Annotated in this window: 12 protein-coding genes; 1 reads left to right on the top strand and 11 read right to left on the bottom strand. The window is 40.2% G+C overall.

Annotated elements, in window-relative coordinates; genetic code table 11:
- Positions 1 to 27 precede the first annotated feature (27 nt).
- Positions 28 to 603 carry a thymidine kinase gene (locus GLIP_RS14955; protein WP_008845501.1) on the top strand — a complete coding sequence of 192 codons (576 nt, stop codon included), beginning with the start codon at positions 28 to 30 and terminating at the stop codon, positions 601 to 603.
- A 77-nt stretch (positions 604 to 680) separates the two neighbouring features.
- Here GLIP_RS14955 and prsR read toward each other — a convergent pair whose 3' ends face one another.
- From prsR to pstB, 11 genes are all read right to left on the bottom strand, one after another.
- A complete protein-coding gene (gene prsR, locus GLIP_RS14950; protein ID WP_008845500.1) occupies positions 681 to 2,042 on the bottom strand; it encodes a PEP-CTERM-box response regulator transcription factor in 1,362 nt (453 codons plus the stop codon).
- 26 nt (positions 2,043 to 2,068) lie between these two features.
- A complete protein-coding gene (gene prsK / locus GLIP_RS14945; RefSeq protein WP_008845499.1) occupies positions 2,069 to 4,093 on the bottom strand; it encodes an XrtA/PEP-CTERM system histidine kinase PrsK in 2,025 nt (674 codons plus the stop codon).
- A gap of 91 nt (positions 4,094 to 4,184) precedes the next feature.
- Positions 4,185 to 5,309 carry a beta-ketoacyl-ACP synthase III gene (locus GLIP_RS14940; protein WP_008845498.1) on the bottom strand — a complete coding sequence of 375 codons (1,125 nt, stop codon included), beginning with the start codon at positions 5,307 to 5,309 and terminating at the stop codon, positions 4,185 to 4,187.
- A gap of 169 nt (positions 5,310 to 5,478) precedes the next feature.
- On the bottom strand, positions 5,479 to 6,435 hold the full coding sequence (locus GLIP_RS14935; RefSeq protein WP_008845497.1) for a hypothetical protein: 957 nt from the start codon (positions 6,433 to 6,435) through the stop codon (positions 5,479 to 5,481).
- A gap of 13 nt (positions 6,436 to 6,448) precedes the next feature.
- Positions 6,449 to 7,117 carry a hypothetical protein gene (locus GLIP_RS14930; protein ID WP_008845496.1) on the bottom strand — a complete coding sequence of 223 codons (669 nt, stop codon included), beginning with the start codon at positions 7,115 to 7,117 and terminating at the stop codon, positions 6,449 to 6,451.
- Entirely contained in the window at positions 7,110 to 7,652 is a 543-nt protein-coding gene (locus GLIP_RS14925) for an RNA polymerase sigma factor (RefSeq protein WP_008845495.1), read from the bottom strand. Before GLIP_RS14925 ends, GLIP_RS14930 begins: the two co-directional genes overlap by 8 nt.
- Positions 7,653 to 7,730: 78 nt before the next feature.
- A complete protein-coding gene (locus GLIP_RS14920) occupies positions 7,731 to 8,636 on the bottom strand; it encodes a hydrogen peroxide-inducible genes activator (protein WP_008845494.1) in 906 nt (301 codons plus the stop codon).
- Positions 8,637 to 8,759: 123 nt separating this feature from the next.
- On the bottom strand, positions 8,760 to 10,028 hold the full coding sequence (locus GLIP_RS14915) for an inorganic phosphate transporter (protein WP_008845493.1): 1,269 nt from the start codon (positions 10,026 to 10,028) through the stop codon (positions 8,760 to 8,762).
- 17 nt (positions 10,029 to 10,045) lie between these two features.
- Positions 10,046 to 10,723: a TIGR00153 family protein gene (locus tag GLIP_RS14910; RefSeq protein ID WP_008845492.1), complete on the bottom strand. Its 678-nt coding sequence runs from the start codon at positions 10,721 to 10,723 to the stop codon at positions 10,046 to 10,048.
- A 191-nt stretch (positions 10,724 to 10,914) separates the two neighbouring features.
- Positions 10,915 to 11,592, bottom strand: coding sequence for a phosphate signaling complex protein PhoU (phoU, locus tag GLIP_RS14905; RefSeq protein WP_008845491.1), 678 nt, complete (start codon positions 11,590 to 11,592; stop codon positions 10,915 to 10,917).
- Between the two features lie 6 nt (positions 11,593 to 11,598).
- A complete protein-coding gene (gene pstB, locus GLIP_RS14900) occupies positions 11,599 to 12,405 on the bottom strand; it encodes a phosphate ABC transporter ATP-binding protein PstB (protein WP_008845490.1) in 807 nt (268 codons plus the stop codon).
- Positions 12,406 to 12,415: the final 10 nt, after the last annotated feature.

Raw genomic sequence — 12,415 nt, 5'->3', positions numbered from 1 at the left:
TTCAATTATAGCGATTAGAGCAGCGTTATGGCCCAACTATATTTTTACTATTCAGCGATGAATGCAGGTAAATCGACCTCATTATTGCAGTCCGCTTACAACTACCAAGAACGCGGCATGCGTGCTGAAATTTTCACCGCTGCGCTTGACGACAGATACGGTATTGGCAAAGTAGCTTCAAGAATCGGATTAAAAGCTGATGCACACCTTTTTAATCAACAAAGTGATTTATTTGAACGTATCAGCCAACTGACAGAGCAGGGAAAAATAGATTGTTTATTCATAGATGAGGCACAATTTTTAACCAAGTCCCAAGTAAAACAGTTAACCAAAGTAGTGGATCAACTCAAAATCCCCGTACTAGCCTATGGTCTGCGTACTGACTTTTTAGGTGAAACATTTGAAGGCAGTCATTATCTGCTAGCGTGGGCTGATAAAATGTTCGAACTAAAAACCGTCTGCCATTGCGGTAAGAAGGCAAACTTTGTTGTTCGCTGGGACGAAAATGGAAACCCGGTAAAACAAGGAGCGCAAGTTCAGGTTGGTGGCAATGACACCTATGAGTCTATGTGCCGTAAACACTTTACCCAATTAGTTTGGTGATAAGAACAGCGTTTGAATTAAGCCAGATCCCCTCAGAATGGTATTACTGAGGTAATCTAGTTAATCGTTTTTAATGCTTACGCACCTGTTTTAATATCATCTAAATGGTATTTATCAATCAATGAATACAAGGTTGGTCTAGTGACACCGAGTAATTCGGCGGTTCTCGACATATTCTTTTCTGATTGATAATAAGCTCGACGAATTGCACGACTTTCGGCTAGCTCCCGTACTTCTCGAAGATTCAAACTATCTACCGCGTCATCACCATCTTCACGAACCATTAAGCCAAGATCATCAGCTTGAATTGTGCTCCCTTCAGCTAAAATGACGGCAGACTTAAGTTTGTTTTGTAATTCTCTGATATTTCCTTTCCATTTGTGCTGCAACATAGCTTTCACTGCACCATCACTTAACCCTTTTACCTTAGTTCCAAACTCTTCGTTGTATTGGTTTAAAAAGGTTTTCGCGAGCAGAATTACGTCATTTTCCCGATCTCGAAGAGGCGGGATACTAATGATAATTTCCCCCACACGGTAGAATAAATCTTCTCGGAAAGTTTGCTCTGTCACCATGTCTTGTAGATTGCGATGGGTTGCACAAATAACGCGAATATCGACCGGAATTTCACTTCTTCCCCCTACTCGTTCAATTACTCGCTCCTGCAAAAAACGTAACATTTTGGCTTGTAAACCAAGTGGCATATCTCCGATTTCGTCTAGGAAGACTGTCCCACCTTGGGCCGTTTCGATTTTACCAAGCGTGGTTTTGTTTGCGCCGGTAAATGCCCCTTTTTCATATCCAAACAATTCACTTTCTAACAAGTTTTCTGGAATCGAAGCACAGTTAATCGCAACAAAAGGTTTGTCTTTGCGTAAACTGTGATCGTGAATACTGCGAGCAAATACTTCTTTACCAGTACCACTTTCACCCAATAGAAGCGTACTAATATCCGTTTGTGCTATTTTTTCCGCTTTACGGCTAACCAATTGGATACATTCACTATTGCCAATAATTTTGCTCATCGAAGATGACGTTTTGGCAAGTTGTCTGTTTTCCAATTCGAGATTATATAAATTTGCGGCACGGTTAATTAATATCTGGATCGTGTCAGAATCGATTGGCTTCTGATAAAAGTCGTATGCGCCTAAAGCTACTGCTTTAAGCGCGTTCTCTTTGTCATTATTACCTGTGACCACGATGACTTTTGTTTGCGGGGACAGCGCCAGAATTTCCTCTAAGGCCGCTAGTCCCTCCGAGGCATTAGCCGGATCGGGTGGTAAACCTAAATCGAGTGTCACTACTTTGGGTTCGAATCGGCGCAATTGGTTGATTGCTGATTGACGATCTTCGGCAAAAACTACTTCGTAATCGCTTAAGCTCCATTTAAGCTGTTTTTGGATACCTAAGTCATCATCAACTACTAATATTCTATCCACGTATTTTGGGTCCCTTTTTTAAATGATTATTCTGCAGGAAATTTCAGTGTGAATACTGTTCCTTTTTGCTCCTCACTTTGGACTTTAATACTGCCGCCCAATTTTTCTACGAAATTTTTGGCATCGTAAGCACCAATTCCCATTCCGGCATTACCTTTGGTGGTGTCGAATGGTTTAAATAAGCGATTTTCAATGAATTCTTGACTCATCCCTTCACCCGAGTCTTCAATAGTAACAACAAGAAAACGTTGGTCAACGCTCATATCAACACTAATGTTAACTTTCCCGTCATTACTAGTTGCTTGCTGTGCATTACTGATAAGGTGATACATAACATTACAGAATTTTTCTTCATCTATCACCAGTTGTTTTTCGTCAATGACATTTAATTTAGGTGTGGGTAAATTTCCTGCACATTTTTTATCAATTACGGTACTGATGCTGGTAGAAACGTCACACAGTCTTTCGCTACTTCTTTGCGCTTCTTTCTTATCAGTAAGTTGACGAAGCATCTTGTCCATACGTGCTTTAGTGTGCCATAAGGTTTCGAATGTATCGTCGATAAACTCAGGATTATCTTTATGTTGCTCAGCATTAGCTAAAATTAAATCGATTTGCGCTAACACATTTTTCAAATCATGCAGGACAAATGCAGACATTCGGTTAAATGCCGCAAACTGCGCATTCTCTGCTACCTCTTTACTGGCCTCATGATGGAATACATAACTGGAGATTTGTGCTGTTACGGCAGTTAAATAATCACGTAACTCCCAATTTAGCTTGCGTACCGATTGATCGCTATTCATCACCGCTAGACCCCAAAGCGCTTCAGCTTTATATATGGGCAATACGATTTGAAATGAACACTCATTTAATAATGCATGATTTAATTTGAGACCTTCGTAAATAAATGGCTGATAACGTAACTCTTCAATATCGATTACCCAGTCTTTTTGTTGACAATAAATAGCAAGCTCATCTAGTAGTTGACACTCTCTAGGCGTTAAATCCGGATGATTGATTTGCGCCTTAATATTCAGTGAATGCCCTTCTTTTTTTAACAGAATACCAGAGTGATATTCGATTGCCTGAATCCACCCCTTGATGGCATTTTCATATACTTTAGGGATACTAGATTCGTTGGAAGCGAGTGCATCTGTTAATTTTAACCATTCGATTCGATAGTCAAATTGGTTAACAAAAAAATGTTTGGTTATAAAGACCCTAATTTTAATCCGCAAGCTGTTAGACAAGAATAAGGTCATCAAAAGCGCTGTCGACAACACAATCAACAGAATCTGAATGGTGACGCCCCACTCTCCACCAACAAATTTCACGAAATAGCCTAACATGGCCATGATAAACAGATAAATTCCTGCAACCATTAACAAGGAACTGTGCAACACGATTTCTCGCGAAATGAATATATCCACTCCCCAATGTTTGATACGTCTGATCGCCAACACTAAAAATGGCAACAACGCGGTATAGACATATCCCCTAGCAGCAATGTAATTAACTTCTAATCCACCGACCATAGTGGCATTGGCATAAGTGACAAACTCGAATAAATTGGTTGCCCCTAAGTACAGTACCAATGGTTTATAAGCCCATTTATTTTCTCCCGCTTGCCTGTATAGTAATTCCAGAATGACTAAGACTTGCAGCGCAATTATTGTCTGTGCCAAAAAACGCCAACTTACATCAATAGGCACTAAATATGGCAATAAAATAGATGCAACGGGAACTGACAACATCACAATTGAAAACGGACGAACTAAGACGTCCTTTAGACTACGAAAATCGTGTTTAATGCAGGCAAGTAAGAATATGAGCCAGATACTTTGTTTGATAGAGTCAAACAAAAATAAGTTTTCTAACTCTATTGGGCCGAACAACAAATTGATATGAAATAAAGACCAGGCAGCCGTGCCAGCAGTCGCCAAAATGAGTAGATATTTGACAAGCCCAGCCTTTCGAACAGTAAATAACAGCAACAACAACAAGCTGTAGCTAACGACACCTAATCCAAACCCGAAATCAGCAATCATGATTTATTAACTTCCATGCACGCATCTCACCATTTAACTAATTGCAACTACAGCTTCGCTATGAATGCTGACTATTTAATGTTTTGCGTTATTAACGTTTCTTCAATACCAGACTACCAATTGAATATCCTGCGCCAAACGAGCAAATTAAACCATAGTCGTCAGGCTGTAAATCTTGATGATATAAATGGAACGCTATGATTGATCCCGCAGAAGCGGTATTGGCGTAGCGATCTAAAACGATAGGGGCTTCTTCTAACTGCGCGTCTCTGCCTAACAACCGTTTGGTAATTAGAGTATTCATATTGATGTTTGCTTGATGCAGCCACCAGCGTTTAACATCAACTGGCGTCAATTCGTGTTGTTCTAAATGATCGGCAATGTGCGCTGCTGCCATCGGACAAACTTCTTTAAATACCTTACGACCTTCCTGATGAAATAACTTATCAGGACCATAAGGTGATGTATCAAACGCTCGGCTCATGTAACCAAAATTAGAACGAATATTACTGGAAAAATCAGTCACCGCTTTTGTGCTTAAAATATTAAACTGGTGTTCACTGGTTGCAGTATTCTGATGTTCGACGACCAAAGCAGTGGCAACATCACCAAAAATAAAATGACTATCCCTATCCTGATAATTAATTTGCGGAGAAACTAACTCAGGATTAATAACCAATACACATTTTGCGGTTTCAGCCGCAATCATTTCGTAAGCTCTATGCACGCCAAAAGTCGCCGCAGAACACGCCACTAACATATCAAATCCAAACCCTTTGATTCCCAAAGCTCCCTGCACTTCAATGGCAATGGCGGGATATGAGCGTTGGGTATACGCACAGGAAACAATAACTGCATCGATATCAGCAGCGGTTTTATTTGCTGCCTTCAAGGCTTTTTTAGCTGCATCTAGGGCAATTTCAGCTTGATGGGAAATCTCATCATCTTTGCGTTCAGGTATATTCGGTCGCATCCGTTCAATGTCTAATACACCGTCTTTAATATAAATATGGCGACTTTTAATGCCAGATGCTTTTTCAACAAATTCTGCGCTAGAAAATGGTTTTGCATCTACCTCTCCGGCTTCAATTTGGGCGGCATTATCTCGATTAAATTTTTCTGCATATGCGTTATAGCTATCTACTAATTCGCTATTAGAAATACTGTTAGGGGGTGTCCACAACCCTGAACCACTGATCACGATCTGTTTAGTCATGTAATAAAATCCAATGTCTTGCTACTGCAAATATAAACTGTCTAAGCTTAGCGTTTTCACAGTCAAATGTCATTGTACATAGGTGTGCAATTTGTGTGATGGATTAAAACGCAAAAAAATACCGCTTCAAGTGCGGTATTTTTAGACAGATTATAGACTCGCAATGAGTTTAGAACATGTACGCCTCAGCATTAGATAGTAGTTGCTTAGGGCTCATTTTATCTTTTACGCAAGACTGTATATCTTTATTTTTAAATACATAGATACGGTCTTCAGCTCCGCTTTTTTCAGCTGAGCCAAGTTTCGACAAAATAAAGCTGACATTTTCATCATCTGGCAGCGCTTTAATACCGTTCCCATACTTACATAACGTGCTCGCTACATTGTCTTCAAAGTGACTCAAAAAAGCACTGTACTGCTGTTTTCTTTGGGCTAGTTTTTGTTCAGCTTGTTGCTTTTGTTCAGCCTCTAATTGCTTAGAATATTTATCCACATCTTTTTGACGTTTTTTAAGTTCGGCAATTTCTGCTTCTAGCTCCGCTTTTTGTTCATTTAATCTTTCTTTGTGTTCAGCGTCAGCACTGCGCATTTCAAACTCGATATCACGTAATCGGCGTTTGTACTCGCGTTCCTCCCAAGCAAACTCGCGTTCTTGATGGTGTAACTCACGTAACTTCTCTCTTGCTTCGCTTATTGCGCCATTGGCTAAGCGCAAAGACTCTTCAACCACTTCACTCCATTGCTCATCATCAAATTCAATAAACACATTCTGATCATGATCGCCAGCAATAGGCAACGGTGGCAAAGGAGGAATTGGTGCAATTTCAGGCATCCCCCCATCTGAGTTAAACGAAAATGCAAATTCTCGATGGTGCGCACTGCTTGTAAGTTCAAACACAACGCCTTGACCTGAAAGATACGTCACGTCTATACCTCTTAGCTTGATGCCTTTCTTATCAGTGCTCTGAAGCAGAGACGTCTGCATGATACTACTCATAATCTGCAATTCTTTTTGCAGTTCAGGTAAATTGGTTTTTGCCCAAACATTACTTGAAGATGCGCCTAACAAAGCTGTCGCAATCGCCGTTAGCAAACTCAATTTTTTTACTCGATATTTAATGTTCATTATTGATTACCTCTTAATCTTGCAAATTTGTGTCGTTGTTAATGGGTAGCCACGGCTTATCATTCGGACCTTGATAAATAGCGTTTTGCAGTTGGTTTAGTTGCCGTGTATAGAAAATTTGGTCGTCGTTGCGCTGTTCGTTAATAAATTTAATCAATTCGCCAAAATCTTCTTTACGTTCTTGCCGACTAGAAGCCAACAGATACTTGGTTAATTGCGTGCTAGCATCTAATTGTTGCTCTCGCAACGACATCGCGTAGTGGCTAAGTGCTTCATTTTGCTCAGACTTAAACTCCGCCAATCGTTGCGCTACTATTTGTTCCACATCGGTGTTTGTAGATTGAAAACCAAACGTGACTTTGCCATTTTCCACACTCGCTTCAAATCCGCTAAACACCAATAAAATCGCCACTATTGACAGCGCACTTGAAAATGCCGGCAGCCCTTGCCATTGCCACCATTTAGGAGGAGCTTGATAATCAAAGCTGGCATTTCTATTCCAATTAGGTACTTCAGCTGCGGGGTAATCTTGGGCTAACAAGCTTGTCTGATTCGCCACTTCCACCTGAGATGCAAACTCAGCATTTTCGGTACATAATTTTTCAAATTGCTGTTGTTGCTCAGCGGTCAATGTCCCTTGCATCCAGATAGCGAGCAACTCAGATTCGTTTAACTTAGGCATATTCAACCTCCAATAAATTTTTTAGCTTTGACAAAGCACTGTACATCCGAGATTTTGCAGTATTGGACGAAATCCCTAACTGCTCAGCTATTTCTTCGAATGTAAATTGACCAAAAAATTTCAGTTCAATCACAGCTTTTTGTGCCAATGGCAAGTGTTGCATGGCGTTTACTAATTGATTCGCGTTCTGAGAAGTGACCATTGAGGACTCTAGACACGGATCTGCACTTTCAATTTCAGGACTATCTTCCAGGGCCTGATTGGGTTTCTTACGGCGATAAAATTCAATACAACGATAATGGGCAATTTTAAATAACCAGCCTTTAAAACTGCCTTCTCCACGGTAATGACTTAAATTACGAAACACCGAAATAAACACTTCTTGCATCAAATCTAAAGCATCTTCACGCGTACCCGTCATTCGAATACCGTAATTAAACACTTGTGATTCATAGCGTTTTATCAAATTGAGCCAGGCACGTTTACTTCCTTTCAGTGCGCTAGCTATCAACTGCTCGTCGCTTTTTTCAAACACTTATTTAGGTTCCATTTATCTACTTGTTATTAAAGTCGTTGTAACGTTTTAAATAGTTTGAATAAAATGAAATTTATTTTATAAGGTGGGAATCGGCATTAATGGTGCTAGCAACTCTGCTAACATTCGGAATAATCGAACGCGTGTTGTTCCTGTGCGCCAAACCAAACCAATTTCTCGATATGCGTTATCTTCTGCGGGCATAGACACTAACTGCGAAGTATTCAAAATGTGATGTTTAATTGCTAGCTCTGGCATGAATGTAAACCCTTGTTTGCTATTTGCCAGTTGCACTAGTGTATGCAAACTCGAGGCGGCCAACGAATTTACTTGTTCTGAATTCTGCAAACGACATGCGCTCACGGCATGCCCTGTCATGCAATGCTCGCGTTGTAGAAGAAACACACTTTCTTTAGGTAACGCCGCCACATCCATGGGCTGAGGAAGAGAGCTGACAAGATCACTATGGGCAATTAAATGAAAAGGATCATGCCCAATTACAAGCTGCTTACAGCCTGGGGTTTCCATAGGTAAAGCCAGAATAAGCAGATCCAATACACCGTCATTTAATTGCCTTAGTAAGTTTTCAGTTGTGTCTTCCTGCAGCTTTAATTGCAGGTCCGGAAAGTTGGTCTTCACGACATCTAACACGCCCATAAAGATAAATGGTGCGATAGTTGGAATTACGCCGAGTTTTAATTTTCCTGCTTGCCAGTTGCCTGCGGTCTGCGCAAAGTCTATTAACTCATTCGTATCATTTAATATCTTTTTACTGCGTTCAACTAACTCTAAACCAAAGGGTGTAAAGACAAATGTTTTGTGATCTCGTTCTAATAACTGACAGCCAAATTGTTCTTCAAGATTTTGAATCGCGGTGCTTAATGTAGATTGGCTAACGTAACACAGCTGTGCTGCTTTATTAAAATGCTGAACTTCGTGTAAAACGACTAAATAATGGAGGTGTTTTAAATTAGGCCACTTCATATTTTTCTACTAAAAAATTGATTACAAAATCCAGTTTAAATCAGTTTTTTTAATATTCAAGTCAATAAAAAACGGCATTGATGCCGTTTTTCAAAAAGATTATATGTTCAAAACAAATTTTGGCTAGCCAGCAAAAATTCCTTTGAGCATAAAGAAGAACACGATAGATAGCGCTGCACCCGCTGGCAAAGTGACCACCCATGAAATAACGATGTTACGCACTACGCCTAGGTTTAATGCAGCAATACCTCTTGCCATGCCCACTCCCAATACTGCACCCACAAGAGTTTGCGTAGTTGAAATGGGTAAACCTGTACCAGAAGCAAGCACAACCGTGGTCGCTGCAGCAAGCTCTGCCGCAAATCCACGGCTTGGGGTTAAATGGGTAATACCGTTACCTATGGTACGGATAACTCGGTGTCCGAACAAAGCTAACCCAGAGACAATACCAATCGCCCCTAAAGGTAAAATCCACCATGCTAGTGCTGCCTTTGCAGCAATTTCACCACCGCTATTAACGACAGATACAACTGCAGCCAGAGGACCGATAGCATTTGCAACGTCATTTGAACCATGCGCAAAAGCCATACAACAAGCAGTTACAATCATCAAAATTGCAAACACTCTTTCCACATTACTAAAGTGCATTGATCTGTCTAAGCTTTCGTCAAATTTAATTCGATTAATATAAACACGGCCTATTATTGCAACAACAATAGCGATAATGACTGAAATAACATTTGCTTCAAGCGTGGTAAAATTTAACCCTACGTGCTTTAAACCCTTGGTAATAGTAACAAGAGACATGACAAAGCCAGCAAATGCCATATAAAAAGGAACATAACGTTTTGCATTTTTAAACGGATTATCAGTATCAAAAATCAGACGTTGTGCACTCATAAAGATCAGAAACGCGATAAACCCGGAAATCGCAGGAGTTACAACCCAACTTCCGACGATACCACCGACTTTGGCCCATTCCACTGATTCAGAGCCTACACCTACAGCTGCAAAACCGACTATCGCGCCAATTATTGAATGTGTGGTCGACACAGGCCAACCAAGATACGATGCGACTGCTAACCAGACACCGGCTGAGAATAATGCTGCTATCATCCCAAATACGAGTAAATCTGGCGTATCTATAAAGTAACTTGTATCTATAATGCCTTTACGAATGGTTGAGGTTACTTCCCCTCCCGCGAGATATGCACCAGCAAATTCAAACACCATAGCGATAAATATTGCTTGTTTAATAGTCAGAGCTTTAGAACCAACAGATGTTCCCATCGCATTTGCGACGTCATTGGCACCAACCCCCCAAGCCATCAAAAATCCCACAACAGCCGCCATAACAATTAGGACAAAGCCGTAGTCATTAATTATTTCCATAGAGGTATACGCCTTATTTAACCTGCTAACATCAATTCAAGTCTCGCTCCGACACGCTCTGCGGTGTCAGCTAATTGACCGACCCATTCAATGATGCTGTACAAAAACATAACATCTACAGGATTTATGCCTGACTCAATTTTCAGTAGAGAACTGCGAATCTCGCGCTGCATACTATCAGTCTCATCTTCTATTTGATCTAGATGCGAAATCATTTTTTCGACTAAATCAACTTCTCTGCCTTTAAAACCCGCTTCGAGAAGCTCATCTAACTCGTTGATGACTTCCTTTGCTTGGGTTGACGCAGCTAAACATTTTAATAAATACGCATTAAACGATTCTTGCAATACTTCAGGTATCTGCAATTGTCGACCAATGATACGTCCAGAAATATCTTTAGCCTTATTAGCCAATTTATCCTGTTCGGTTATTAACGTCAGAATATCCTGACGTTGAATTGGCATAAACAACCCAGTCGGCAAATTAGCGCGAAGCTCTCGCTTAACATTGTCGGCCTGTTTTTCCAATTGCGATATTTGTTGTTGCACTTTTTCAGCTTGCGTCCAATCACATTGAAAAACGCATTCGAAAAAAGGAGCAAGGAGTTGAGTGCACTGATCAACCAGATCTATATGATCTTCTATGGGCTTCAGTGGTGACTTAGCAAACACACCAAGAAAAGAGTTTGTTGACATTATATTCTCGTAATAAATTGAATTAGCCATTTCTGAAGCGTAGATCATACGCGAAAGACTATCCTGTTTATATGACATTTTTATGACTACTTTCAGCCCTTTATATTATTGGCTTCCAAGCAAATCGTCACAAAATCGAAAGTGCTCAAATAAGCACCTAAAAAAGCGAAAAAATTACCCGTTTATTTCGACTAGGTGTGTCGATTATCTGAACCATTAACTAAAAACATAACGTACTCACATACGTTTTTACAGCGATCACCGATACGCTCAAAAGAACGCAACGCCCAAAGCACTTCAAGCCAGTTTTCTAACTCATCAGAATGCTGTTGCATTTCTAAAATAGTGATACTTAGTAAATCTTTGTATTGCGCATCAATCTCTTCGTCATTTTGATACGTTTGTTGCGCGGCTTCTAAATCTAGTCGCGCAAAAGCATCTAACGTATCTTTTAGCATAGCCAGTACATGTTCGCCAATTACCAACATATTCGATTTAAGACTATCAGAATCAGGGACTTTTGAACTTGAAATTAATTTCGCTATCCGTTCAATTTCATCGCCCATACGTTCTATGTCTGCAATTGCCTTAGCAATAGTCATAATCAAACGTAGGTCACTAGCAGTTGGATGACGACGAGCAATGATGCGCATACACTCTTCGTCAATCTGTATTTCCATAGAGTTAATTTCTTTATCGTTGATGACCACTTTTTCGGCAAGGCCAGCATTATTGGTTTTTAATGCCTGTAAAGTGTCGTTGAGTTGCTGTTCAAGCAATCCCCCCATGGTCAACACAGAGTTTTTTAAATTCTCTAACTCTTTATTAAATCCAACAGAAATATGGGTATTAATTTCAATATAGGCCATAAACTTCTATCCGTAACGCCCGGTTATGTATGATTCTGTGCGTTTCTGCTTGGGCATAGTAAATAAACTGTCGCTGTCTGAATATTCAATCACCTTACCCTGATGGATAAACGCAGTATAGTCTGATACACGTGCGGCTTGCTGCATATTATGGGTAACAATAATCACAGTGTGCTGAGCTTTCAATTGATTCAATAGCTCTTCAATATGCAAAGTTGCTAACGGATCTAACGCGGAAGTGGGCTCATCCAGCAACAATATTTCGGGCTTTAAAGCTAAAGCGCGAGCGATAACCATACGTTGTTGTTGCCCACCAGACAAAGTCAGAGCTGATTCAAATAATCTATCCCTTACTTCAGTCCACAAACCAGTTTCCCTTAAAGCTTGTTCAACTGCATCATCAAGTTTACGTCGCTCATTTACACCTTGCAGTTTTAACCCATAAGAAACATTGTCGAAAACAGACATAGGGAACGGATTCGGTTTTTGGAACACCATTCCAACTTGTGTCCGCAGCGTCGCGACGTTTTGCTTACGATGATAAATATCTTGCCCTGAAATAATAACCTGTCCACTGACTTCGCAATCATGAAGTAAGTCGTTCATACGATTAAAACAACTAATAAGACTCGACTTTCCGCAACCACTTTGACCAATTAGGGCAGTAACTTGATTTTTAGGGATCGCCATATTGACATCTTCAAGCACCTGCTTTTGACCAAAATGCAAATTGAGTTGTTTAACTTCTATTGCGATTTGTTCCGGTTTCAGATTATTGACATCTAACTTGTCATGTTCAAATAGTTTTAACATGCATTCCTAC

Origin of the sequence: Aliiglaciecola lipolytica E3, assembly GCF_000314975.1 — a bacterium.
Lineage (GTDB): Bacteria > Pseudomonadota > Gammaproteobacteria > Enterobacterales > Alteromonadaceae > Aliiglaciecola > Aliiglaciecola lipolytica.
Note: the sequence above shows the minus strand (reverse complement) of the source record. Positions and strands in the feature narration are given on the sequence as shown.